General features: G+C 55.8%; 19 protein-coding genes and 1 pseudogene. 10 read left to right on the forward strand and 10 right to left on the reverse strand.

The window, feature by feature from the left end:
* Window positions 1–4: 4 nt before the first annotated feature.
* Window positions 5–1,069 (reverse strand): annotated as a pseudogene (gene bioB / locus ACWORE_RS03725) (biotin synthase BioB).
* 110 nt (window positions 1,070–1,179) lie between these two features.
* Window positions 1,180–1,905: an Rv0361 family membrane protein gene (locus tag ACWORE_RS03730; protein ID WP_296138127.1), complete on the reverse strand. Its 726-nt coding sequence runs from the start codon at window positions 1,903–1,905 to the stop codon at window positions 1,180–1,182.
* Between the two features lie 237 nt (window positions 1,906–2,142).
* Here ACWORE_RS03730 and ACWORE_RS03735 point away from each other — a divergent pair, with 237 nt between their 5' ends.
* The 8 genes from ACWORE_RS03735 to ACWORE_RS03770 all read left to right on the forward strand — a co-directional run bounded on the left by ACWORE_RS03735 (window position 2,143) and on the right by ACWORE_RS03770 (window position 13,456).
* Window positions 2,143–2,967 (forward strand): TetR/AcrR family transcriptional regulator, encoded by an 825-nt coding sequence (locus ACWORE_RS03735; protein ID WP_296138129.1) that lies wholly within the window; start codon window positions 2,143–2,145, stop codon window positions 2,965–2,967.
* A gap of 10 nt (window positions 2,968–2,977) precedes the next feature.
* A complete protein-coding gene (gene glgX, locus ACWORE_RS03740; protein WP_455302683.1) occupies window positions 2,978–5,293 on the forward strand; it encodes a glycogen debranching protein GlgX in 2,316 nt (771 codons plus the stop codon).
* A 60-nt stretch (window positions 5,294–5,353) separates the two neighbouring features.
* Window positions 5,354–7,021, forward strand: coding sequence for an exonuclease domain-containing protein (locus ACWORE_RS03745; RefSeq protein ID WP_455302685.1), 1,668 nt, complete (start codon window positions 5,354–5,356; stop codon window positions 7,019–7,021).
* Between the two features lie 480 nt (window positions 7,022–7,501).
* Window positions 7,502–8,392 (forward strand): fructose bisphosphate aldolase, encoded by an 891-nt coding sequence (locus ACWORE_RS03750; protein ID WP_455302686.1) that lies wholly within the window; start codon window positions 7,502–7,504, stop codon window positions 8,390–8,392.
* A gap of 199 nt (window positions 8,393–8,591) precedes the next feature.
* On the forward strand, window positions 8,592–9,509 hold the full coding sequence (locus ACWORE_RS03755) for a hypothetical protein (protein WP_455302687.1): 918 nt from the start codon (window positions 8,592–8,594) through the stop codon (window positions 9,507–9,509).
* A gap of 49 nt (window positions 9,510–9,558) precedes the next feature.
* Window positions 9,559–12,081: a malto-oligosyltrehalose synthase gene (treY, locus tag ACWORE_RS03760; RefSeq protein WP_455302688.1), complete on the forward strand. Its 2,523-nt coding sequence runs from the start codon at window positions 9,559–9,561 to the stop codon at window positions 12,079–12,081.
* Window positions 12,082–12,158: 77 nt separating this feature from the next.
* Window positions 12,159–13,229: a GTP pyrophosphokinase gene (locus ACWORE_RS03765; protein WP_406605896.1), complete on the forward strand. Its 1,071-nt coding sequence runs from the start codon at window positions 12,159–12,161 to the stop codon at window positions 13,227–13,229.
* Between the two features lie 77 nt (window positions 13,230–13,306).
* Window positions 13,307–13,456 carry a hypothetical protein gene (locus ACWORE_RS03770; RefSeq protein ID WP_406605895.1) on the forward strand — a complete coding sequence of 50 codons (150 nt, stop codon included), beginning with the start codon at window positions 13,307–13,309 and terminating at the stop codon, window positions 13,454–13,456.
* Window positions 13,457–13,498: 42 nt separating this feature from the next.
* On the opposite strand, the gene ACWORE_RS03775 is transcribed toward ACWORE_RS03770, so the two are convergent.
* The 4 genes from ACWORE_RS03775 to ACWORE_RS03790 are packed head-to-tail and all read right to left on the reverse strand — an operon-like array spanning window position 13,499 to window position 16,024.
* The gene (locus ACWORE_RS03775; protein WP_406605894.1) at window positions 13,499–13,900 is read right to left on the reverse strand and encodes an RNA-binding S4 domain-containing protein; all 402 of its coding nucleotides are present in this window, start codon (window positions 13,898–13,900) and stop codon (window positions 13,499–13,501) included.
* Between the two features lie 9 nt (window positions 13,901–13,909).
* Complete coding sequence (locus ACWORE_RS03780) at window positions 13,910–14,146, reverse strand: hypothetical protein (RefSeq protein ID WP_221927402.1); 237 nt, start codon at window positions 14,144–14,146, stop codon at window positions 13,910–13,912.
* A 24-nt stretch (window positions 14,147–14,170) separates the two neighbouring features.
* The gene (locus ACWORE_RS03785) at window positions 14,171–15,256 is read right to left on the reverse strand and encodes an ABC transporter substrate-binding protein (RefSeq protein ID WP_455302691.1); all 1,086 of its coding nucleotides are present in this window, start codon (window positions 15,254–15,256) and stop codon (window positions 14,171–14,173) included.
* Between the two features lie 6 nt (window positions 15,257–15,262).
* Window positions 15,263–16,024: an IMPACT family protein gene (locus ACWORE_RS03790; RefSeq protein WP_455302693.1), complete on the reverse strand. Its 762-nt coding sequence runs from the start codon at window positions 16,022–16,024 to the stop codon at window positions 15,263–15,265.
* A gap of 77 nt (window positions 16,025–16,101) precedes the next feature.
* On the opposite strand from ACWORE_RS03790, the gene treZ reads away from it, so the two are divergent.
* Window positions 16,102–18,285 carry a malto-oligosyltrehalose trehalohydrolase gene (treZ, locus tag ACWORE_RS03795; protein WP_455302694.1) on the forward strand — a complete coding sequence of 728 codons (2,184 nt, stop codon included), beginning with the start codon at window positions 16,102–16,104 and terminating at the stop codon, window positions 18,283–18,285.
* 108 nt (window positions 18,286–18,393) lie between these two features.
* On the opposite strand, the gene dnaE is transcribed toward treZ, so the two are convergent.
* A complete protein-coding gene (gene dnaE / locus ACWORE_RS03800) occupies window positions 18,394–21,972 on the reverse strand; it encodes a DNA polymerase III subunit alpha (RefSeq protein ID WP_455302696.1) in 3,579 nt (1,192 codons plus the stop codon).
* Between the two features lie 301 nt (window positions 21,973–22,273).
* Between dnaE and ACWORE_RS03805 the strand changes: the two genes are divergently transcribed.
* Window positions 22,274–23,770: an alanine racemase gene (locus tag ACWORE_RS03805; RefSeq protein WP_455302698.1), complete on the forward strand. Its 1,497-nt coding sequence runs from the start codon at window positions 22,274–22,276 to the stop codon at window positions 23,768–23,770.
* Between the two features lie 40 nt (window positions 23,771–23,810).
* Here ACWORE_RS03805 and rarD read toward each other — a convergent pair whose 3' ends face one another.
* From rarD to ACWORE_RS03820, 3 genes are read right to left on the reverse strand one after another with little or no spacing between them, the layout of a single operon-like run.
* On the reverse strand, window positions 23,811–24,689 hold the full coding sequence (gene rarD, locus ACWORE_RS03810; protein WP_455302700.1) for an EamA family transporter RarD: 879 nt from the start codon (window positions 24,687–24,689) through the stop codon (window positions 23,811–23,813).
* Window positions 24,690–24,720: 31 nt separating this feature from the next.
* Window positions 24,721–25,818, reverse strand: coding sequence for a hypothetical protein (locus tag ACWORE_RS03815; RefSeq protein WP_455302702.1), 1,098 nt, complete (start codon window positions 25,816–25,818; stop codon window positions 24,721–24,723).
* Entirely contained in the window at window positions 25,808–26,749 is a 942-nt protein-coding gene (locus ACWORE_RS03820) for an RluA family pseudouridine synthase (protein WP_012731408.1), read from the reverse strand. Before ACWORE_RS03820 ends, ACWORE_RS03815 begins: the two co-directional genes overlap by 11 nt.
* Between the last annotated feature and the right edge of the window lie 15 nt (window positions 26,750–26,764).

Below are 26,764 nucleotides of genomic sequence, written 5' to 3' on the forward strand. Positions count from 1 at the left end.
CACCTTAGACAGTCGCATTCAGAGCTTTAATCGGCAGGTGCAACCGGTTGAGCATGTCGACGTCGGTTTCCTGGGGGCGACCCAGCGTCGTCAAGTAGTTACCGACGATGATCGCGTTAATGCCGCCAAGGAGGCCTTTTTCTGCGCCCAAGTCGCCCAGGGTGAGCTCGCGTCCGCCGGCGAACCGCAGAATGGTCTTGGGCAGTGCCAAACGGAAAGCACCAATAGTTTTGAGCGCTTCGTTTGATTCCATGACCGGACGGTTGCCAAAGGGCGTGCCGGGGCGAGGATCAAGGAAGTTCATGGGGACTTCGTCGGGGCGGAGTTCAGCCAATTGAGCAGCGAACTCTGCGCGTTACTCAACGGTCTCCCCCATTCCCACGATGCCGCCACAGCAGACTTCCATGCCTGCATCACGGACCATCTCGCAGGTTTCACGGCGCTTCTCCCAGGAGTGGGTTGTTACCACGTGGGGGAAGTAGCTCTTCGCGGTTTCCAGGTTGTGGTTGTAGCGGTGGACTCCTGCCTTCGCCAGGCGTTCCACTTGCTCTTTGGTGAGAATACCGATGGAAGCAGCAACTTCGATGTCGACTTCTGCCTTAATCGCCGCGATGGCCTCTTCGAGCTGGCTCATCAGGCGCTCGTCGGGTCCTTTGACGGCGGCAACGATACAAAACTCCGTCGCGCCCGTCTTTGCTGTTTGCTTAGCAGCTTCCACAAGGGCCGGAATATCGAGCCACGCCGACCGGACGGGCGATTCAAAGAGCCCCGACTGTGCACAGAAGTGGCAGTCTTCCGGGCACCCACCCGTTTTCAGGGAAATAATTCCTTCTGCCTCAACTGCATCGCCACACCAGCGCAGCCGAACCTCGTGCGCCAGAGCAAGGAGTTCGTCGATACGATCGTCGGAAATCGTCATCGCCCGAACAATTTCGGGTTGAGAAAGCCCTTCCCCACGCTCAAGGACTTTTTCGCGGACCAGGTCCAAAATGTCTTGTTCGGCCGAGGCTGTATCAGTGCTGGTGGCCGACTGACTCGTTCTTGTCTGTTGCGTCGTGTTCTCCGACATAATGCTGTACCTCCATAACCGTGGTGATTCTCCGGATAACCACCATCGTTGTGTTCAAGGTTATTCCATTCCTGAACACTGTTCAATGAGACACAGCAAGGGGGTAATTTCTAGTCAGAGCAGACTTTCCACTGACCATCTTCCTTGGTGAACAACATCGTCCCCGTCGAGGTCGCACCATTGAACGTGGTGTTCACCGAAGCAGTCGCCCGGTCACCGTCGACTTTGATGTTGGAGATGTTATTAAATTTCGGGATCGACCCAGCTAAGCCCATCTTGTCAATCGACTCATTGGGCAGAGAATTGATGTTCTCGTCAGAGAACACTTCCGGATGAGCGGCAATGCGATCCCTGCATGTATAGGCTTTCGTGCTTTCGTAGTAGTGGCGCACGGTTCCGGAGGTATCTCCGTAGTGGCCGAGGGCATCTTTAATGCTCTCGACGTCTTGTTCACTACCGGGCTTTCCGTTGATCGGCTTGGGCCCACTTGACGGGGTTTCGTTGGAGTCTGGAACGGTGGGGATATCCGCACCGAGTTTCGCACCGCCGGACTGCTGATCCCCCGCGGCGTTATCTGATTGTGTTGCGGGCGGCTGTGTTGTTTCAGCAGACGATGCGGGTTTCGTAGAAGAACTACTCGATGATGCCTGAGCTGCCGAAGAACTCGTTTCATCATCCGACGATGACCCGTGTGAACAAGCGGCTAATGCCCCACATAGCGATGCAGTCATGAGCGCGGCCCCCCAACGACGTACCTGCGCACGAGACTGTCCCCTTTTATCGCCCTGATTCGCAGCCTGTACCTCATCTGCTTCTGACAACACTACATCTGGCACGACACATAGCTCCTTTACCACTAAGATACCGCGGTCATTCTACCTTTCCCGCTAGTAATATCCGCATATTCCCCAAAGCTTCCAGGGTTCTCACAGAATTTTGACACCTTAACGCGACACGTCCACTGGTGACACTAGCTAGCCGACGCCGAACACCCCGGCGACGATTGCCGTCGTTGCGAAAAACTACGCTACTTTGCTCGAAACGCAGTCCACGAACGGTTTATCTTTGAAGGCATGCAGCTCACAACGACGGCGATCATCACGAGTGCTCTAAACATTCTGCACGAGTACGGGTTAGGAGACCTCACGATTCGGCGTCTCGCCCGCACCTTAGACGTCGCCCCAGCTGCACTGTACTGGCATTTTCCCAACAAGCAGACCCTCCTCGGTGGGGTGGCTGATGAGCTTCTTTCCCCTCTGGATGATCTTAAGGAGCGACTTCTTAAGAGCGTCGATGACGGCGAAGCATCGCAGGATTCCAGATTATCGGGATTATCGGAACCCGTATCGGCGACGACATCGCAGCCCCCTCGCCCTCAGTGGTATCGACATGCGTATATATTCTGCGCCGGCTTTTACCGACAATGCATCTGTTGTCGGGACGCTGCAGACCTCATATCCGCAGCACTACCAGCGGGAATGGTAACCAACGATCCTATCGACGCATTGTCACAAATCCTACGTTCTTCCTTGCCTGATGACAGTGAGAGCGAAATCCTCGATGGTTCAACAACGCTCATCTCCTTCATCCTTGGTCTCGCTATCCGTGAGCAAACAGCGGCGGAGGCGTCGAAAATTGTTGCTTCCTCAGTGTTTACTGCCGACGATGACCACGATGGAAACGGCGACGAACCATCCCAAACAGACGACGATGCTTCTTCCGCATCAAGCCATCCACGTGCTCCTGAGTGGGACGAACTTCTGGCACACAACACCGCGAACATTGACGCGTGGAGAGCACTGCTCAGCGCAAGCGCAAATGCAGGATTACGAATCATCCTCGACGGAATAGCTCAATCTCACGCGGGGAAATCATGGTTTGTCCACCCTCCCCGCTAAAATTAACGTCATGACAAATACACAGGAGCAGGCTTCCGAGAAGATCGTCGATAATGACCACGAGGCCCCAACGATATCCGGGCAAGCGACTTCTCCAACCACAGATGACGCCACAGCCAACGATGGATCGTCGGCGACATCCTCCGATAACGCACCTGACCCCGTCGTATGGCCAGGAAACTCATACCCTCTGGGGTCGACATACGATGGCTCAGGAACAAACTTTGCTCTGTTCTCAGAGGTCGCCGACAAGGTAGAACTCTGCCTGATTGACAGTGATGGTACCGAGACGCGCATTGAGATGCGAGAGGTCGACGCCCACATTTGGCACTGCTACCTACCTGGAATTATCCCAGGACAACGCTACGGTTACCGCGTTCATGGCCCGTGGGATCCACATCAGGGCCTTCGCTGCGACCCGTCAAAAATCCTGCTCGACCCCTACGCAAAGGCTTTTGATGGGAAATTCGACGGCGACGCTTCCCTGTTCAGCTATGACATCGATAACCCCGATGAACGCAATACCGACGACAGCTTGGGCCACACCATGTTGTCCGTCGTCATCAACCCCTACTTCGATTGGGGGTCTGATCGGCTACCACGGCACCCGATGAACAAGACCGTTGTTTACGAAGCTCACGTCAAGGGTATGACCATGACGCACCCTGACGTGCCCGAGAATTGTCGCGGTACCTACGCTGGCCTTGCTCACCCCTCGATCGTCAAGTACCTCAAAGACCTTGGTGTCACGGCGATTGAGCTGATGCCCATCCACCAGTTCTATCAGGATGATCGGCTCCACGAGCTCGGTCTCAGCAATTACTGGGGATACAACACCTTCGGCTTCTTGGCACCTCACCAAGACTATGCAGCTGCCAAGAAAACCGGCGCCGCTGTTTCTGAGTTCAAGAACATGGTGCGGGCCTTCCACGACAATGACATCGAAGTCATTCTCGACGTCGTCTATAACCACACGGCGGAGGGCAACCATATGGGGCCGACGCTGAGCTTCCGGGGTATCGACAACGCGGCTTATTATCGCCTGGTCGATGATGACCGTCAGCACTATATGGACTACACGGGTACGGGAAATAGCCTGAATGTCCGGCATCCCCACACGCTGCAATTGATTATGGATTCGTTGCGGTACTGGGTTACCGAGATGCATATTGACGGATTCCGCTTCGATCTTGCGTCGACACTGGCCCGCGAGCTCCATGATGTCGATCGACTGTCAGCGTTCTTCGACCTCGTGCAGCAAGATCCTATTGTGAGCCAGGTCAAGCTGATCGCCGAACCTTGGGATGTGGGCGAAGGCGGCTACCAAGTCGGAAACTTCCCCGCCATCTGGTCAGAATGGAACGGAATGTACCGGGATACTGTCCGGGACTTCTGGCGCGGCGAGCCTGCGACCTTGGGTGAGTTCGCTTCACGCTTGACGGGATCGTCGGATCTCTACGCCGCAAATGATCGACGTCCGACCGCGTCGATTAACTTCGTGACCGCGCATGATGGGTTCACCCTCCATGACCTCGTTAGCTATAACGAGAAACACAACGAGGCTAATAAGGAAGACAACCGCGACGGAGAATCTCACAACCGATCGTGGAATTGTGGCGTTGAAGGCCCCACGGATGATCCCGACATTATCCAGCTGCGAGGCCGTCAAATTCGGAACTTCTTGACGACGCTGCTGCTCAGCCAGGGCACGCCCATGATCTGCCACGGCGATGAAATGGGACGTACGCAGAATGGCAACAACAACGTCTACTGCCAAGATTCGGAATTGTCGTGGGTGGATTGGTCCCAGGCAACTGATAATAAAGATCTGATCGACTTCACTCGACGGTTAATCGAGCTTCGTAATGATCACCCCGTGTTCCGTCGTCGGAGATTCCTTGCCGGTGGCCCGTTGGGGTACGACGTGCAAGATCGCGATATCGCGTGGATGACGCCCGCCGGAACGCTCATGACGACGGCCGACTGGGACCACGACTTCGGACGGTCTCTCATGGTTCACCTCGGCGGAGAAGCGATTGCTGAACCCGACGAGCAAGGGCAAAAAATCTTCGATGATTCATTCATCTTGTGCTTCAACGCACACCACGAGCGGATAGATTTCACTCTTCCAAAAGATGATGCAGTGAAGGCATCGCGAGATCCAGAAGACACGGATCCTTCGCGCCTCTGGAGCGTCGTCGTCGATACATCACTGCCCACCGGATTCTCCGAAGATGATCCCGATGTCTATAAGCCCGAATCAACCGTTCCCGTTGAGAGCCGATCTGTTGTCGTGCTGTGCCGCCGGCGCCGTCACTCGGCATAACATTCGACATAAGGCTACCTGCCATCGCTCGGCGTAAAACTGGTTAGAGTGGAGTGCATCATGACGAATTCCGACACTGATATTTCTTCCCCGGGAAATGAAATCCCAGCTGACGCTAGTTTTTCGCAAATTCAGGCTGACGATGAGACGACGCCCGCTGAGTATGTTGCCGCAATCCCGATCCTCGGGGGAACGGCGTATATCAGTGAAAGTGGGGTCACTATCTCACGAATTCCCGCTGCACAGATTTATCTTGACCCGGAGACGAAGATAGATCGGGATTCAATTCGTGGTTGGTCACGGACCGACCCCACCCCACTTGAACCGGGCTTTATTGACCTATTTTTGGATGGCACCCCCCCGATATCGCGAGAGCGCTCGCGATTCGCGCCTAACGCTCTCCGATTTTCACCGGCTCACTCCGTCGACACATCCATTATTGATTTCGCGAATGAAGCCCTCACTGCGATGCAGGCGGATGACTTAGAAAGCTTGCGTCGCATAGCACGGGCCGTTTCTCATCAGACGGATTCGCGGTCGGCATTTGGCGGCGCAGGTGGTACCGGTGCACGGGGCAACAGCACAGCCGGTCCCAGCTCAGAAGGCAACCAAGCGAAATCAGCTGAGAAGAAACAGGATGATAGTTCTGCCGCACCGGATAACGATGCTCAGCGCAGCAATGTTCTTCAGCCTGCCGATGGCACATTAGATTCACGTCCGCCCTCGTTTATTGCTTTTGACGTCGAAACGGCGAACGAAGCTAATGGTTCGATATGCCAATTCGGTGTCGTCGTGTATCACGAGGGGAAAGAAGCTGAATCCCACACGTGGCTGTGCCAACCGCCTTCGGCCTGGCCAGATTTCACGCCGGCGACCACCGCGATCCATGGGATTACCCCTGATAGAGTCGCCAATGAGCCGTCATGCCATGACCGGTTGGAGCAACTTGCAGAGCTCCTCGGGAAAGAAAACCTCCCCATCGTCGCTCACAATGCCAAGTTCGATATGGTCGCGCTCCGGGACGCGGCTCGGGCAGAGAAAGTCGACATTCCGAACATTACTTTCGCCTGCACCTACCTCCTTGCACGCGCGCTCCACCCCGAGCTTCCGAATTATAAATTGACGACGGTGGCTCAATCGGCGGGTTCAGACGCATTTCATCATCACGATGCCCTGGCAGATGCCCGCGCGTGTGGCGAAATCATGCTGAGTTTGTGCGGAATTTCTCCTCGCGACACTGAGCCGCCATCAGACGTCCAATCGATGGCGGAGGTCGTCGAATCGGCGGGCTACACGTTCGGAACAGTGAAAGACAATTCGCTGTCACTTTTCCGGAAACCGCGACGGTCTCGGTCGGATCACCAGCAGTCATCACGAAATGGGAAAACGCGGGGGAGCCGTGGCCCTTCCAACTGGGAATCCGTTGCTACTCCTCGTGATATTCCTGAGACGAATACCGACGCCGACCCGAACGGACCGCTCTTTGGTAAAAACGTGACGTTGACTGGTGAATTCTCTCCCCTGGATAAGGGACAACTGTGGCAAGCGATCGCTCAGGCGGGCGGAACCGTCGGCAAGAATGTGACAAAGAAGACGACTCTCCTTGTCTGCGGGGAATGGAATGGGAAGACGTCGAAACAGAAACGTGCTGAGGAGCTTCAGGAAAAAGGGCAAGAGATCGAGATCTGGAATCAAGGCCAGCTTCTCGATGCACTAGATATCAATTAAGTATCGACACCTGATTCCATGTTTTCCTTCGAGGAGGTTCTTCAGGCTCACGATTGAGACGCGGGGATCGAGGGCCGGAACCTTACCATCGAAGCCGGAAAAGGGATGGATTGAGCCGCATAGCCTGGGTTACACCCCATATAGCCCTGTGAGGTTCGTCACAACATTTTCTTATGCTTCACGATGCCCGAATAGGGCGATAATGTGCCCGATTAGTTGCGATTAGCTACGGATGGACATTACTGCACGTAAACGAACTGAGACTCGTCGCAAACTCCACTTCCGCCCTTATCCCACTGTCATAAAAGGCGGACACAACGATGAAAATTCGCCAGAAATGGTCGCAATTTTTTGTCCGATCGGTGTTCATTCAGACATTTTCGGGCTACCATAGAGCGCGACAGATGATCTCCCACAAATAACGGAGAACGTCTACACGACATCGACGTTGCCCATGATGGCAACATAGAAGGAGTTGTAATGAACCAGGAGCAGGCCACTCGCATGACTGAGGCCAAGGGCTTCATCGCTGCCCTTGACCAATCCGGCGGATCCACCCCGAAGGCGCTTCGCGCTTACGGCATCCAGGATGACGCATATTCCTCTGATGCCGAGATGTTTGATCTTGTCCACGCTATGCGTAGCCGTCTGATTACCTCTCCATCCTTCACCTCTGAGAAGGTACTCGCAGCCATTCTGTTCGAGATGACGATGGACCGCGAGATTGAAGGCATTCCTACCGCCCAGTACCTCTGGGAGAAGAAGGGTATCGTTCCGCTTCTCAAGATCGACAAGGGTCTGGCCGACGAAGAAAACGACGTTCAGGTCATGAAGCCCATGCCTGAGCTCGATAAGCTCCTCGACCGTGGCGTCGAGAAGGGCATCTTCGGCACCAAGGAGCGTTCGGTTATTAACGCTGCTAACACTGAGGGTATCCAGGCTGTTGTTGACCAGCAGTTTGAGATCGGTAAGCAGGTCCTGGCCAAGGGCATGGTTCCGATCCTCGAGCCCGAGGTCACCATCTCCATCGACGACAAGAAGGAAGCTGAAGAGCTTCTGAAGGCTGCCCTTCTGAAGGGGCTGGATGACATCCCTGAGGGCCAGCAGGTCATGATTAAGGTCTCGATCCCGACCGTCGATAACTTCTACGAAGACCTCATCAACCACCCGAAGGTTATGCGTGTTGTAGCGCTGTCCGGTGGTTACGAGCGTGACGACGCTAACGAGCGCCTTTCCCGCAACAAGGGTCTCATCGCATCGTTCTCTCGTGCTCTCCTCGAGGGACTGACCGCTGATCAGTCGCAGGAAGAGTTCGACAAAACCTTGGCTACCACGATTGATGGTATTTACAAGGCTTCGGTCGCAGGCTAATAGCGACAAAACCAGGGCTAACCCAGCTCATTGGTGATGGAATTCCGGGTGGCAGTGTAGCTGTCACCCGGTTTTTCTATGCGTGGAAGTGTCACAGCGCAGTAGTGCCACGCAGTGTTACATCGCCACCTCACAAAGACCCTCGCCACATATTGAGGTCACCGGGAACCACACGGTGGTCGCGTCGTCAATAAGAAGCATGACACCTCATCAGGCAACTGCTTCGCTTCTTCCTTCCCGTCCCGCCTCGTCATTCGATGTAGACAAAACACGCTCGAGCACTGAGACACTGAGCAGCTCACCGGTCGATGCGCCCATGCAGAGTCATCAACTCGAACTCCAACCACTGACTCAGGTCTCGCAATACCGCGACGCGCTCGTTCACCTCGGTGCAGGTCTTGTAGCCCGGCTCACTGATAAACACGGGACGCCCGTCGACCGCGATAGCCTCACGTACCCGGCGAATCACGCGTGGGGTAGCGCAGCAGATAATTTCCTGGAGTTCTTCTCTACGGAAAAAGGCCTGCGAATCCACTACCGCTCTCTTGACACCACTATTCCAGGTGCAACGGGGTGGGAACTCCGCACACCGCCCCCACCCCCACTAAATATCGATAGGTGCAACGATTCATCGCCGCAGCTGAAGGCATCAGTTCGTTCTCGCGGCCAGAGCACCATGACGCGTCCGCAACCGAATGAAGACCAGATAGTCCCCAACGCTCATGCATGGCTGAGCCATCCTATCCTCATGCGAATTCTCCGGGACTACCTCTATAAACAATGGTCTCGTCCCACGGTGATCGGGTGCATCAATAACGGGAATCTCATCGCCATCCCCATTAACAACACACCGTCCCTTCTCCGCGCCCATCGATGGTTAAAACACCATTGGTCCGATAGCACGTTTGAGGTCTTCCGCCAGCTATGGAAGATTGACAACCGTTTTCCCGAGCCCTGGGTCTTTCCAGAAAAGCAAGTACAGTGGAATCCTGAATCGAGCTGTAGCCAGACTGGGCCCGTTCCGGGCACAATCCGCGCGAGCGACAGCGCTCTGTCGCGTCACACGACCTACATGCCGACACCGCCTAGCAGCTATTACGGTGTTCGAGACCACTAAAGCCGTGGACATCAACCACTCCACGGGATAATGAGGAAAGAGGTAGACCATGCCACGCCGTTCACTCTCAGCCACGTACCGGCTGCAATTGCGCGGCCCGGATGCCGATCCGCACGGGCGGTCTTTCACCTTTGCCGACTCGAAGGCCATCGTGCCGTACCTCAACGAACTGGGCGTCTCTCACCTCTACCTCTCCCCTATCCTGACCGCCCCATCGTCGTCGAACCATAATTACGACGTCATCGATCCCACCGAAGTCAATCCCGCCCTGGGGGGACGCGAGGGATTCGAGGAATTAGCTCAGGCAGCGCATGAGGAAGGGTTGGGAATCATCATTGACATCGTTCCCAATCACTTGGGTATCGATGTACCGAAGGATAATCCGTGGTGGTGGGATGTCCTCACCTACGGGGAAGAATCACGATTCAACTCGTATTTCGATATCGATTGGTCCCCCGGCAACGGGGCCGACGGAAAGCTAGGCATCCCGGTTCTCGGCAGCCCCGACGACGTCAATGCCATCACTATCGTCCCCGTCGACGAGGACAACGCACCTGCTCATGTAGAAGGGAGCGGTGAACCCTGCCGATTCCTCCTGGACTACTACGGCAACTACTTCCCAGTTCGCCCTGGTACAGAAGGAGACGACCCCCTCGACGTCCTCTCAAAACAGCGCTATGCCCTGCGGTATTGGCGCGATGGGGTCATCGGCTACCGTCGTTTCTTCTCTGTGAACGGCCTCGCGGGGATCCGACAAGAAGATCCCGTTGTCTTCGAGCACACACACCGCGTACTGCGGGAACTCATCGCGGCGGGCTTTATCGACGGTGTCCGCGTCGACCATCCTGACGGGCTCGCCGACCCATTCGGTTATTTGTCACGTCTTCGTGGCCTGGTGGGTGATCACCGCTTACTCCTCATCGAAAAGATTCTCGGCAACGCCGAGCCTTTGGATCCGCGGCTCGACGTCGACGGAACGACCGGTTACGACGCGCTTCGTGAACTCGACGGCATCTTTATCAACCGTGCTGCCGAAAAGGGCCTAGGTGCTATCGCGCAGGAGAGGTCCAAATCGACCTGGGATTCCGACAGTTATGAGTCCGCCATCGTCGCTCTGAAACGCGATGTCGCAACAAATGAGCTGGCTGCAGAGGTGCGCCGACTGGCACGCGCCATCCGGCATGACAACTGGTCAACCATCGGTAGGGATGTCACCGATGAGGAACTGACGCTGACCGTCACCGACGTTGTTGCTCATATGCCGGTTTATCGTGCCGATTACCTATCATTTTCGCGATTAACCTCCACTGTAATCCGGAAGATGGCCCACGATAACCCCGAGCGGAGCGCGGCCCTCGACCTCATGACGGCAGGTCTCATGAGTTATGGGGAGGCCTGGACGCGATTCGCCCAAGTGTGTGGTGCAGTCATGGCGAAGGGGGTTGAAGATACTGCCTTCTATCGCGCGTGCCGTTTAATCGCTCTTCAAGAGGTAGGGGGTTCACCTGGTCTTTTCGGTGTGTCAGCGGCGGAATTCCATCTTCTTCAGTCCGAACGGGCAAATTTGTGGCCACGGTCCATGACGACCCTGACAACCCACGACACGAAACGTGGTGAAGATACCCGGGCGCGGATTATCGAGCTCACTGAAGTACCCGATGACTACCGGGAGTTCCTGGTCGGATTAGACACCCGCGCTCCTGCTCCGGATCCGGCGACATCCCTGTTCTTGATTCAGAACATTATCGGCGTGTGGCCGTCGTCGGGTCGGATCGACTCACAACTCATTGATCGACTTCATGAATACGCCACCAAGGCTGTGCGCGAAGCCGGCCTGCACACCGAGTGGACCGACGTCAATGAAGAATTCGAAAAGTCCATCCACGAATGGATTGACTCGCTGTTCACAGAAGAAACAGCAGAATTCATTACCAGCTTTGTGCAAAAGATAGCTTCATCTGGGCATATCGTTAGTCTGTCACGGAAACTGCTTCAGCTCCTCGCCCCCGGGATACCTGATATTTATCAAGGCACCGAGTTCCCCGAAGACAGTTTGGTCGATCCCGATAACCGCCGTTTCGTCGACTACCACTTACGACGGGCCGCGTTGGCAGAAATCCGCGAGACTGTGGGGCTCGGCGCTCACGGGTCATCACCCAACGGCCCTAGCGTCGACGATATCCTTCTGCTTCCTGATTCCCAGGCCCGCAAGATCGCGGTCACGGCTGTGGCACTAGCGGTCCGGCGCGAACGCCCGTATAGCTTTATCGGAGGGTCCTACGTCCCCGTTTTTGCACAGGGCCCAGCAGCTCATCACGCCATAGGTTTCGCACGAGGTAGCCGCCATACCGACGTTGACGTCGTCGTTCTGGTCACGCGAAAGCCACTCGAACTCGAACAATCTGGTGGGTGGAAAGACACGACCCTATCCCTTCCCGCCGGACGGTGGACCGACCGGTTTACGGGTGAACGGTACAGCGGCGACATTGCTCTCGCGGACCTCTTCCACCAGCATCCATACACCGTTCTTGTTCGCGACACACCGTCATTGCCCGACGAATCTCCGCGTTAAGTTCTAGCCCGACGATGTACTGTCCATAACGGGTCACCCGTCGTCACGGATCATACGAAAGGAACCTTTACTCAACCTTGTCCCACCGCCACCACAAGCTTCCCAAGGAAACCTCGAAGCAGCGCGAGGCACGAAAGAAATACGCGACATGGACCTCCGCGCACCCACTTGCCGCGAAGCAATTCGCTCGAACGATCGAGGATCTCCTTGGTGATTCCGGAATAGCTTTCGACGCCGTCACTGCTCGAATCAAAGCGCTACCCAGCCTCTTAGACAAGGTAGAGAAGAAAACTGCTACCGGTGAGTGGTTCTTCCCCCACGGATTCGATGACGCCTACGACTTTATTGGCGTGCGGGTAACAACTTTTCACTCCACTGAGATCCCGGAAATCCGGCGCGTACTCGAACAGCACTTTCAGATCGACCGTGTCGTCGACAAAGCAGCTGAAACCCGAATAGCTGGTGGGTTCGGTTATGGTTCTCTCCATCTCATCTGCCGGATCCCAGATATCACCTCTGACTCCACCAATATTCTGATTCAAGAATTAGCCGAATATTCAGGGCAAATGATGGAAGTTCAAATTCGAACTGTCCTTCAACACGCGTGGGCCGAGTTCGAGCATGATGTCCGCTATAAAGGGCCAAATACGGGAAGCGATCCACGAATCGATCGGGCATTCACTCTTGCCGCTGGTCTTATCGAACTAGCCGACCAGCAATTCGACCAAATCGCGTCCATTGCCAACCAGACTCCCCGAGCAACGGATAGCTCCGACGATGCGACGCTCTCTCCGGAAATCCTGCCGGGCGTGCTGACCGTCATCCTTGGGCCGCTTTTCCCCCGCTCAAAAAGCGAATACTACCGCTACGCGTACGCCATGTTGGCTGCCCACGGCATTACCGACGTCGGTGGTTTACGCGAGCTACTGTCCGACGACCTCGCCGAAGCGGTCAGGTCGGTCATGCACCCAGATTTTCCTCCAGGGCAAGTCCGCATGGTCGACGATGTCCTCCTGGCACGATACGGGCGGGACCACATCAAGAAAACCGTCGATATCGGGGATCACGGCGAGACACGATCGGGCCGCTTGGGCAACCGGTGGAAAAAACTTCTTGATGCCGGACTAGGCGCGGCAAGTAAATCGTAGTCTCATCGTTATCGTTAGATAATCTGAGGAACGGTGGGTCACCGCTATACTCGCCACATCACAGAAGGAGCAGAAAGATGAAATTCCGTGCACAAGACGCCATCCTGATCCTTATTTCAGCGATCTTTTCCCTAGCGTTCTTCCCACCCAAGTGGGCACTGGTTGTTTTTATCCTCCTTGTGCTCGTCGCCGTTGGGCTCAAGTACTGGAGTGAGCGAGAACAATAAACTAAGCGCCCATATCCCATCGCACCTATTCTAATCCGGTCTTTACCGACGACCCCGCAGCTTCTCCATCTGCCGACGCTCTTTCTTCGTCGGTCGACCAGCACCACGATCCCGGCGCGGCATGGACGCAAGTATTTCGGGTGACGGTGGTGGCGGGGAATGGTCGATATAGCACTCTCGCGCTACGGCTGCGCCTACACGTTTGGTGGGAGTTTTGACGACTTCGACAATGAATTCCCGGTGATGTGACCATGCGCGGACAGTGTCGCCAGGGACGACTGTTTGTGCCGGTTTGATTTGTTTGCCGTTGACTTTGACGTGGCCAACACGGACTGCGCTGGTGGCAGCGGTGCGGGTTTTGTATAGGCGGACAGCCCACACCCATATGTCGGTACGAACAGCTGAGGTGTTGTCCGCTGCGGAACTGTGTTTCGTGGGTGACATGACCAGGCTTTATGTCCACGTATCTTCGTGCTTGAGGATTCTCATGACTTTGTAGCCATCCCATGCTCCAGCGGCAACGATGAGCATGCTGACGATAATGAAGAATGTCGAACTTGCTACTGCGCTGGTAATCAGCGCGATAATTCCGACACCGGCGAAGGTGGCACCGCGAGCGGAGTATTTTCTCACATCAGCTTTACGTTGTGCGGGTGAGGCTGCGACGTATCGATCAACCTGAGAACTCATGCTTACACTCTAGCGAAGAAATGGTCACCCGATTTTTGATAGTGCCCAAGGGACGGACAGGGGGTTTGGCATGCTCATGGCTGTTCCGAGTTCCTCCTGAAGAACCTGAGTGCGGCCTTCCTGCGCTACGTCGAGTGAGCTGAACACAGGGTCATGGAGAAATGCCTCGCTTTTGCCTGCATAATCAATGACGAAAAGCTTGTCGAGACCTCGAAAGATGTCATAGTTTTCGGCTGATATTTCGTGGTAGAATGCCGAACTCTGACCGCCAGAACCGTCCCCTTGGACCGATTGAGGGATGGTGTAGCCCATGTTCGTTATGAATTGTCCCCAGCCGGCCGAATCATCGTAGACGGCGACTTTGCCATCGTAGGGCATGACGATGGCAGCCTTTTTATTCTGGATGTCAGGGTGCTTGTCCCGGTATTTCTTGAAGGACTCCTTGACGCCTTCAATCAGCTTGCTCGCGTCCCCTTCCCTATCAACTGCTTCGCATACTTCTTTGATCTGTTCATCCCAGGGAATTTCATAGTCCTGATACTTGTCGGAATGCGTCGCTATGGGTGCGATGGCAGAGAGACGCTGATGCGCTTCTTTATCCACTGCCGTATTAATCGCCATGATCAAAGAAGGATTTTTGTGGGCAATCGTCTCAAGCACCGACGTTGAGAACGCTTCTTGAGTGCTGTCCAACACGATGGGGAGGTCATGAGTCTTCCGCGACTGTAAAGCCTCGCTAGTCCAACTGTTCAGCGCCTTCGGCTGAACACCGTATGAGGTCGTAATCACGGGGATAATTCCCAAAGCGATAAGGGTGTCCCCATCGCCCATCCCTACCGCAGCAACCCGGCTGTCTTTCCCCTTCGAACCTTTCTGGTTGGCTCCCGACGATTGTCCTGCGGAATCATCTGACGAATCTGACGAGCATGCGGCGAGACCCCACCCCGCTGCCGCAATGACGCTGACTCCTGCGGCGTGAAGGAATGAGCGTCGGTTAATTCCCGGGCGCCCGGGCTCTCGATCGGACCGCCCATCACGGCCGCCGATTCTATTTGTCTGGTTCTGGAATACGGACCCATTCACAGCCGAACCGTCACTTTCTGGGAGCATGAGACCTTAGGTGGAGGTTTCTCTCCATGTTATTCCGGTCTCGTAGGTGTTGAAAACCCCTTGCGTCAATGCGGCTACTGCGGATACCACGGCGTCGACATCGCTCGGGGAGACGACGACGTTGATCTGCGCAGTGTTTCCGCTGCCCCCGCTACCCTCGTTGAGCTGCGTTGCGCTGGTATCCAGTGGACGTGCGTCCTCAGGCGCACCCGACCCGTATACAGTGGGTTCCACTGACCAGTCATCGCTGCGGAGTGCGGATTCCACGCGGCCTGCGTCGGAAATAGAGACAATAAAGGTCATGCGTAAAGCACGACGACGTCGGGATGTCGGCGCGATAGATACTGTCTGCGCTACAGAATCTGAGTAGGCACGAACCAGGCCGCCCGCACCCAGTTTGGTTCCCCCAAAATATCGGACGACGACGGCACACACGTTGGTCATTCCCGATTCGCGCAGAACATTGAGCATCGGCTGGCCAGCGGTGCCTGCAGGTTCGCCGTCGTCGGAGGAACGCTCAATGAGCATCAGTGGTGCGTTCACCTTATCCGGCATGTCATCAGCTTCATCCGACGCAGCGGTAATAAACGCACTGCAATGGTGGCGTGCATCGGGGTATGCCTTGCGGATATCGGCAACATGCTGGCGCGCATCATCCTCGGAATCGGCCCGCCGAAGATGACAAATAAAACGGGATCGTTTGATTTCCTGCTCAGTGGTGTAGTCCTGATAATCCCGCGGGACGACATACGACGGCTGGGTGCTCATAAGGATTTATTGTAAAGCTGGCCTGCTCGCTGAGAACTGACCTGCTCTCCCCGGCGCAAATCTCCTACCCTAGATATATGGAACACACCAGGCCCGCCCAATCCACAGAGACCACAACATCCCCGGAACACTATTTCCGTTTGTGGTCGCCCGACGCCACCGCCGCACGTGTTCATGTACGGCGCCCTCATGAACAACAGGATAGTTCCAGCTCACGCGGGCATAGTTCGTCGGTACTTCCCGAGTCGACTCCTACAGAATCCCACGACATCACCAGTGACGCCGACACGGTGATCTACCCCCTGCATCGAACCGGGGAATGGTGGATCTCCGATGTCCCGGCGCATCCCGGTGACCGGTATGCCTTCTCCATCACCACCGATCCCGCTGCCAACCACGACACAGAGTCGACCAAGGATAGCGATGCTATTGAATGGGTCGGGCCGTTCCCTGATCCATGTTCCGAGCGACAACCGGACGGCGTCCACGGGTTCAGTGAAATATGGGAGCCCACATACGAATTCACCTGCACCCAGTGGCGTGGCCGCCCCTTGGAAGGGTCCATCCTCTACGAGCTTCACGTCGGCACATTTACTCCCGAAGGAACATTCGATGGACTCATCGCGAAACTTCCCTACCTCAAGGATTTGGGAGTAACGACGATTGAACTCATGCCTGTTGCCCCCTTCGGAGGCACGCGGAACTGGGGTTATGACGGAACCAATTGGTTTGCCGTCCAAGAGTCATACGGCGGGCCCGACGGTCTGCGGAAACTGGTTGATGAGGCCCACCAGCATGGCATGGCTGTGTGCCTTGATGTCGTCTATAACCATTTCGGTCCCGACGGATACTATGGCGGCGCGTTCGCGCCCTACACTTCAGGCGGTTCAACCGGGTGGGGCGAGGTGGTCAACCTCGTCGGTGATCATTCAGACACTGTTCGGCGCCTGATCATGGATGCGATCCGACGCTGGTTCACCGAGTTCCGTATCGATGCCCTACGGCTCGACGCCGTTCACGCGTTCAACGATCCGGGTGCCCATCCGATCCTGGAGCAGATGAACGACGTCGCACGAGACGTGACAGCCCGTACCGGTATTCCCCGCACGCTCATTGCCGAATCAGACCAAAATGATCCGCGCATCGTGAGCCCCGTCGCAGCCGGCGGCTATGGGTTGGCCGGCCAGTGGTGTGATGATGTCCACCACGCCATTCATTCGGCGGTCTCCGGTGAACACCACGCCTACTATGGCGATTTCGGGTCGCCTCAGGTTCTTGCTACGGCATTAACCCGCGCCTTCTGGCATGATGGCCGCTATTCGCAGTTCCGTGGCCGGACGCATGGCCGACCGATCCACCATGCGACACAACCTGCATCGTCCTTTGTCACATATACGACGACTCACGATCAGACTGGCAACCGCGCGGCCGGCGACCGGCCGAGCATGAATCTCACGCCGGAGCAGCAAGTCGCGAAAGCAGCGCTTGTTTTCACTTCTCCCTACACGCCCATGCTCTTTGAAGGCGAGGAGTGGGGCGCCTCCACGCCATTTCCGTTCTTTGCTTCGCATGAATCCGATGAACTGAATGAATTGACCAAGGAGGGGCGCAAGCGCGAATTCGCCCGTGCGGGATGGAGTGACGATGCTGTGCCGGATCCGTCTGCGCAATCAACATTTGATTCCGCGCGGCTCGATTGGGACGAGCTCACCGAGGGCTCTCATCAGGCCATTCATGATGCGTACCGGAAGCTCATCGCGCTGAGGGAAGATTTCCCTCTCCTTCGCTCAGGTAACTTCGCGTCCATCTCAGTGTCCTGGCATGACGATAGTGGCAACCCTGCCGCGGCAGCTCACGGAGCCGACGTTAATGCCTCGGGTGCGCTCTCAACCCCGCCGGTTGTCGACGAATCACCCGGACGCGGTAGGTGGATCCGGGTAGATAGGTTCTCTCCGGTCACGAATACAGCTGTCCCCGCCGGTGGAGGTAACACAGCATCGGCCCAGGCCAACGGCGACAACGCCATATCTGCCTTAATCAACCTTGCTGACGAGCCAGCCGATGTTCCACTCCCCCACGGCAGCGATATTAACGACTGGCATGTCATCTTCGGGTTTGGTGCGTCGGAACGCGAAGAAGCGTCGTCACCAACGCAGACGTCCACCGCTCTGAAGCCGTCGGCAGAAGATAAAAGCGCTGGTAACGACGAGGAAAACCGCGTCACGCTAGCACCCTGGGAAACGATCATTGTTACGCGATAGGCCGGCACAATGAACCAACACGATTGGCCAGCCCAGTAGCGAATATTCACACTCCCTAGGTCGACACTAACACTATCGACCTAGGGAGTTACCGTTCCACGGGAACAGCTAGGCCACAATGCCAGCGCCCAACGTGGCTTTCAGATCCCCCATCAGAGAACTCGAACGGTCAACGCGCAGGTGATTTCCCAGAACCATCATGGTGGAGTTGGCGCCGTCGACAAGGGTCAAATACACATCAGAGTCGCCCTTATTTTCGACCAAAACTTTCTTCAGCCGGGCAATATTCTCCTTGGTGCATTGGTCAGTGCGCATCTTCAATTTCAGCGGACTCCCCTTGCCACCACCATTGAGACTCAAATCCGCTTGGGTGAGGTCATCACAAAAGATACTCATGCGGTCATCACGATATTTAATATGCGCCTTAGCTTTAATAATCGTGTCTTCCACAATGAGCGGTGCCACTAATGCATAGAGTTTATTGAAAACGAGGATATCCACAGAAGCGCCGTTATGGTCCTCAATAGTGACAATGGCCCATGGTGAACCATCTTTCTTGGAGAAACGACGGTCCACGGCGGAGATAATTCCGCCAATAACGATGTCCTGTTTATCCTTCAATTCTCCCGACAACACAGTGGTCAGTGGCGTATCCGTCTGAGCAGCTAATGTCTCTTCATACCCGTCAAGCGGATGTTCTGAGACATACAACCCGAGCATTTCGCGCTCTAAAGCCAACTTATGCTTACGGTCCCATTCCTGGTCAGGAACCTCAATGGAAAAAGCCGAATCTTCTTCTTCAGCTTCTCCACCTAAACCAGCGAAAAGATCGAACTGCCCTTTGTCCGCGGCCTTCTTAGTTGAAATGACGGAATCAACAGCGTCTTCGTGGATCAAATAAAGGCCTTTACGCGGGTGCCCCATCGAATCGAATGCGCCAGCTTTGATCAAAGATTCCGTCACTCGTCGATTACACGCAATAGTGTCGATCTTATTCAAATAGTCAGTGAAGTCCTTAAACGCACCTTTCTCCCGGCGCGTCGAAACAATCGACTCCACGACATCTTCACCAACATTGCGGACAGCGCCGAGACCAAAGCGAATATCTTTACCAACGGACTGGAACGTGTATTTCGACGAATTAACGTCGGGAGACAACACATCAATACCCAAGTGACGGCAATCCGAAAGGTAAATGGCAGACTTATCTTTTTTATCCGACACCGACGTCAAAAGAGCCGCCATGTACTCGGCCGTGTAATTCGCCTTCAAATATGCCGTCCAGAAGGACACTAATCCGTAGCCGGCGGCGTGAGACTTGTTAAAGGCGTAACCGGCGAACGGCAGAATAACCTTCCACAGCGTATTAATAGCGTCGTCCGAATAGCCGTTCTCTTTCATTCCGGCTTCGAAACTGACACGTTCTTTCGCCAGAACCTCTGGCTTCTTCTTACCCATCGCTTTTCGGAAGCTGTCAGCTTGGCCAGCGGAATAATTGGCTACCTTCTGCGAGATCTTCATGATCTGCTCCTGGTAGACAATCAGGCCGTAGGTCTCCGCGAGAATGTCCCGGAGCGGTTCCTCCAATTCCGGGTGAATCGGGGTTATCTTTTCACGCCCGTTCTTGCGGTCAGCGTAGGACCAGTGCGCGCCCTCACCCATCGGTCCTGGGCGGTAGAGCGCCAACGCCGCAACAATATCCGAGAATTCGGTTGGGCCCATGCGTTTGAGCAGCTCACGCATACCACCACTATCCAGCTGGAACACGCCGAGGGTATCGCCGCGCGAAAGCAACTCGTACGTCGGCTCGTCGACAACAGACAGACCCTCAAGGTCGAGGTCCTCTCCCCTGTTTTCTTTGATGTTCTCAATACAGTCGCCGATAACGGTGAGGTTTCTAAGCCCCAGGAAGTCCATCTTCAACAGGCCAATGGCTTCACACGCCGGGTACGGCCAGCCGGTAATGATCGCCCCATCCTGGGCACGCTTCCACATGGGGATGTGGTCCAGCAACGGCACCGACGCCATAATCACGGCACACGCGTGAACACCAGCTTGACGGACGACGCCTTCAAGCCCCCGAGCCGTGTCGAAAATCTTCTTCACATCGGGATCAGTTTCGATGAGCTGGCGAACCTCAGCGGCCTCGCTGTAGCGGGGATGCTCAGGGTCGACGATGCCGGACAAAGGAATGTCCTTCGCCATGATCGGCGCCGGCAGGGCCTTCGTAATCCGCTCCGCCATTTGGAAACCCGGTTGCCCGAAGTGCGCGCGAGCAGAGTCTTTCAACGCTTGCTTCGTCTTCACTGTGCCGAAGGTAATAACCTGGGCGACCTTGTCTTCACCCCAGTTATCTGCCGCGTAACGGATCATCTCACCTCGGCGGCGATCGTCGAAGTCGATATCGATATCAGGTGCCGACGGGCGCTCAGGGTTAAGAAATCGCTCGAACAGCAATCCGTGCTGGAGCGGATCGATATTCGTAATAGTCAACGCGTACGCAACCAGGGACCCTGCAGCTGAACCACGGCCGGGCCCAACGCGAATACCAACCCGGCGCGCGTGCTTGATCAAGTCGGCCACGACGAGGAAGTAGCTGGGGTAGCCCTTGAAATCGATGACACCGATTTCGTACTTGGCCCGATCTGTGTACTCCTGCGGAACGAGCTGGCCCTCGAAGCGCTTTTTCAGGCCTTGTTCAACTTCGTGGGTGAGCCACGACGTCGGCGTGTAACCCTCTGGGACGTCGTATTTTGGCATGCGGTCGTGGGTGTGGGGCTCCCAAATTTCGCTGTAATCCCCGACGCGCTCGGCGATCAGCAGGGTGTTATCACACCCGCCAGGGACCATGTCGTCCCACGTATCTCGCATCTCCCGGGCCGATTTCAGGTAGTAGCCGTCACCGTTGAAGGCAAAGCGGTTACCGCCTTGGTCCAAGGTGGGTTCGTTCATCGTCGAACCCGTTTGCACACAGAGCATCACTTCGTGTGACCGGGCCTGATCCTTGGTCACGTAGTGGCAATCGTTCGTCACCAGCGGAGGGATGTTGAGCTTTCGGCCAATTTCTAATAGCTCATAACGGACCCGCTGCTCGATCTCGATACCGTGGTCCATGAGCTCCAGGAAATAATTGTCTTTCCCGTAAATGTCCTGCCATTTAGCGGCTGCTTTGAGGGCCTCGTCGAACTGCCCGAGCCGGAGGCGGGTTTGAACTTCACCCGACGGGCACGCCGTCGTGGCAATAATCCCTTCGGAATGCTCTGCGATCAGCTCGGCATCCATGCGGGGCCATTTACCAAGCTGCCCCTCATACGACGCCATCGAGGACAGGTAAAAGAGGTTTTTCAGTCCGGTGGCATTCTCCGCGATCATCGTTTGGTGCAGGTAGGCGCCCGAGGCCGACACGTCGTCACGCTTCTGGTGGGCTTCACCCCACCGAACGCGCTTTTTATTAAAGCGGGAGTCGGGGGCCATATAGCATTCGACGCCGATAATGGGCTTGATGTCGTTCGCCGTCATGGCGCGGTAGAAAGCGTCGGATCCGAACATGTTGCCGTGGTCGGTCATTCCGACTGCGGGCATGTTCTGCCGTTTTACTTCGTCCACCAGCAGGTCAACCTTGGCCATTCCGTCGAGCATTGAATATTCAGTGTGGTTATGCAGGTGAACAAAGGAAGAATTGGCCATGCTCGCGATCATAGGGGGCATTTCTAGTGTGGTCGAGTGTCCAGGTCAGGGCATTTTTGTGGAGACGTCCCCCTCGTCGATAGGTCTTCTCTCTGGAGCATTTGTCGTCTTTTCGAGAAAAACCGCACGCCCTACTCCAAGAACCATTAATGTGACTGCTATCACTTCACAGCTTCCGTCACAGAGCCGTCACAGCACCGTGAGCGTCTTTCCAACGCACGGTCTGCAGAAGGCTCCCGACGGTGGAGCACACACGTACACAATCGACCCGTGAAAGCAACCCGAACGAAAGCAAGGCGTCATGAACTCCCCGAAATCAACACCGACCCCGTCGCAATCGAATAACGAGGCATCAACGCGATTGTCCAACGCGTTCACCGCAGCAAAGCGCCGGTTAAACTCTGCCTTCTCTGCAGCAGACGATAGCACGGAGCGCGCGCGGAAAAGCGGCGGAGTTATCGTCGAGACGATGAAAGATGGTTTACGCCCCAGTGCTCCACAGAGCGGGGTCTATCACCATAACTATGGTGTTCCTCAAAAGGTGCGCGAGGCCGTTGCACGGTACAGTGCTCCGCTCACGGTGTTGGATTTGGATGCTTTTCGTGCCAATGCCAAGGACATGGTGACGCGATCCAATGGCACACCGATCCGTGTGAGCAGCAAGTCTCTCAGGATGAAGAACGCCATCAGGGAAGCTCTTGCTCAACCCGGATTTTCGGGTGTGCAGGCCTATTCTCTCCAGGAAGCCATTGGGCTGGTAAAAGACGGAGTAACAGATGACGTACTCGTTAGTACCCCCTCCACGGATAAAGATGCCTTGCACGAAATTGCTAATGACGAACATCTTGCACGCGCCATCACACTAACTGCGGATTCGCCCGAGCACCTCAATTTTCTCGATTCGGTGACCGATCCCGAGAATCGCCATGAACTCCGCATCTGTTTAGATGTCGATGCTGCCCTCGTGATTGGGCGCGGCATGTACATTCCCGGGCTTTCTTCGGGAGAAGCAACAAAACTGTGGACAACGCAGCCCATTGACAAGGACTTTTCGCTCCGAATCGGAGCACTCCGCTCACCCATCCATGGAATCCGCGACGCGCAATCCTTCGTCAAAGAAATCTGGGGCCGAAAGAACATGAAGGTCGTCGGAATCCTTGCCTTCGAGAGCCAAATTTCCGACGAAGGCGACGCGGGAACTGGTGTCCGGCCGACGATGCGACGAATCATGCAGTCGCTGTCCCGCGGTGAAATTGCGAGCCGACGACAAGAAATTGTCAACGGCGTCGATTTCGCCCTGATGTCCGCGGGCCTTGATCAGTTAGAGTTCGTCAACGGTGGCGGCACCGGCTCACTGGAGTCGACGGGAACAGAAAGCGCTGTGACGGAAATTGCCGCAGGTTCTGGACTCATCGGCCCTGGTCTACTCGATCATTTTCGCAGTTTCCAACCCCACCCGGCCTGCTGGTTCGTATTACCCGTTATCCGACGCCCCGGCAAAGGAATCATCGTCGTGGCTGGTGGAGGACGTGTCGCGTCGGGAACCCCTAGCCACGACAAACTTCCTGTCATCGATTTCCCCACAGAACTGGAATTCGCTCCGCGAGAAGGTGCCGGAGAAGTCCAAACCGCACTGATCGGCCCCGCCAGCGATGGCTTGGCCATTGGCGACAAAGTGTGGCTCCGACATGCCAAAGCCGGAGAGGCGATGGAATGGACGAACTCGGTTCTGGTGGTATCCGGTGGCGAAGTCGTCGATACATGGACGACGTATCGCGGTGAAGGTTTCGCCTTTTAAGTGAAAGATCTTGACCCGAAGGCCCCTTCACCAGCGAGGGCTACGACGACGCGGCACGCACGCGATGTGCCCGTTTTCGTGATATCAAGGCCAAGTCTGTGACGAAGAATCCAACGCTAATCCAAATAATGATGAAACCGAGCCACCGGCCAAGGCTGAACGATTCCTGTGTCACGAAAACGGCCCACAGCATCTGCAAAACGGGAGTGAGATACTGCAACATTCCCAAGGATGTTAGTGAAATCTGCTGGGCCGCGTACCCAAAGAGCAGCAAGGGCACGGCTGTGACGATCCCGGCTGTCATCAGTAATAAGGTGTGGCCGATTCCCTCTGTGGTGAATGTTCCTTCGTGTCGCTGCCCCAGAATGAGCAAATACACAATCGCGACTGGCGCGATACATAACGTTTCACACGTCAGAGAAATCATTGGGGTCAGGGGAACTCGTTTTTTCAGCAAGCCATAGAAGCCAAAACTGAACGCGAGGGCCAAGGAGATAACGGGAGGATGTCCCAGGCCCACGGTGAGAACGGCGACTGCTACCACGGCAATTCCGACGGATAGCCACTGCAGCGGGCGGAGCCGTTCCGCCAAGAAAAATACCCCGAGAAGAACGCTGACTAGAGGGTTGATGAAATAGCCCAGCGCGGCATCGGCGACGTGGTCCGAATTGACCGCCACAATGTAGGTTCCCCAGTTCACTGCGATGAGTACAGCGGCAGCGAACACCGTCACCCATACTCGCCAAGGAATCCTTAGTAGTTTCTTGAACTGTCCGCTGAACAGCACGATGGCGAGCATGAAAACGAGGGTCCATACAAATCGGTGCGCCAAGATTTCCAGAGGCGACGCCGGTTTGAGAAGAGGAAAGAACGCGGGGAACAATCCCCACAACACGTAACATGCCCAGGCCCATAACACGTGAATGATGGTAGCGGAGACCTAAGACTCTTTACAGACGACGATCACCAGTGGGTGAAGGAAGAGTAATGGGGTTCACATCATCCTGGGATGTCGCCGAATCTTGAGACGAACCTGGGGTATCCTCGACGCCCGCGATAGCAGGATTTCTTACTCCGATCCGTCCCCACACGGCATCGGAAGGCAGCGCTTCCACAGCAAACGTCTTCTTGCGGATAGCCCGAAGCTGATCCAATGTCCCATACACAATGACACCGGGGATCTCGTCGTCGTTGGACGTGTCTTCGAGCTCATTGGCCCACTGCACCTGGTCAGAAAATAGTTTCTCCAGTGGGTACCCGGGAGTCGGATTGGGAATTCCGGAAACCACCCCCGGCCCTACCAACACCGACCCCACTCTGACATCGCTGCCACCCAAGGCCTCCGCAGCTTTCGCAGGTGTTGTCGGCGGATTGAAGGTCACTAACGCCCAGTGTTTGCTATCTTTCGCTCCCCGACCGGACGACTTCTGGTGCCCCGTACTATCCGAACCGTTATCCGCTTTGCCACTCTCAGCGGTCTCAGACTGCAGCGTCGCATCCGAGCGCTGTTGGTACTGCGACATGGTTTCATCCTCGGGGCCAAGTGTGTCGCCATTGATCGCCATGGTCGCTGAGGTGGTATCCGGACGGACCATCATAATGATAAAAACGGTCACCAACAGGCCGACTGCCACTAGGGCAGCAATATTCCACCCCATGCTGCGCTCACCAGCAGCTTTTGCAGAGCTGACCTCCGACGTCTGATCCCGACGCTGGCCTGAGACTTCAGATAACTGGTCTTTAGTGACGGAACCGGGACGTTGAGCTCCCCAATTAATACGGCTTGTCGACGACGACGATGACGAGGAAACGTTCGACGTAGGAGCCGTCGAAGGAGACGAGGCGGATTGAGACGACGTGGATGACGGCTGCGTAGATGGAGAAGCGCTAGATGAAGCCCACTCATCAGCCTTCACGGAGGAACGCGACGACGAACGCCCCGCACCTGGAACCCATGACGCCGATCTAGAACGTCGCGAGGTGGATCCACGGCTGTGCCGGTTGTGACTGCGTGGGTCATAGCTATGACGGTTGTGGCTATCCATCAAGCATCCCGTTATCACGCCGGAGCGTGGTTAAAGCGTGATCCAAATCCGCAGGATACGGGGATTCTACCACCATGTAATGGCCATCAGGATGGGTAAAACCTAAGGAAACCGCATGGAGCCACTGCCGCGACAGGCCCAAATGCTCCGTCAACTTCGGATCAGACCCATACATCGGATCACCACAACACGGGTGATGCAGCGCAGAAAAGTGGACGCGGATCTGATGCGTCCGCCCCGTTTCGAGATGAACCGACACCAACGTCGCTTCCCGAAAAGCTTCCATAGTCGAATAATGCGTCACCGCTCGTTTGCCATCCGAACGGACAGCGAACTTCCACCCTGCACCTGGGTGCCGAGCGATAGGTGCGTCAATCGTGCCCACCGTCGGATCCGGATGTCCTTGGACCAGGGCATGGTACGTCTTATCGACGGTGCGATCCCGAAACGCCTGCTTGAGCAGCGAATATGCCCGCTCCGACGCCGCAACAATCATCACCCCGGACGTACCCACATCGAGGCGCTGGACAATGCCTTGCCGCTCCGGCGGCCCCGACGTCGACACGCGAAATCCAGCGGCACGTAAACCCGAGGTCACAGTGGGGCCATCCCACCCCATCGTCGGATGAGCAGCCACCCCCACCGGCTTATCGACGACGATGACGTCGCTATCGCTGTACAGAATATCCATGCCCTCAACCTCACGGGCAGGCTCATCCGCGATCGATCGCGACTCCGGCAGAGTGACATCCAACCACGAATCCGTCGTCAAGCGATCGGACTTCGACGCCGGAACACCGTCGATAAGAATGTCTCCCGATGATGCGAGATCGGCAACAACCGTGCGAGATAGGCCGAGTAACTTTGACAAGCCCGAATCGACGCGGAGACCGTCGAGCCCCACGGGAACAGGCATGCGCCGAGAATCACGCATTATTTCACTCACCTA

This window comes from Corynebacterium sp. c7Ub_26 (assembly GCF_053760365.1).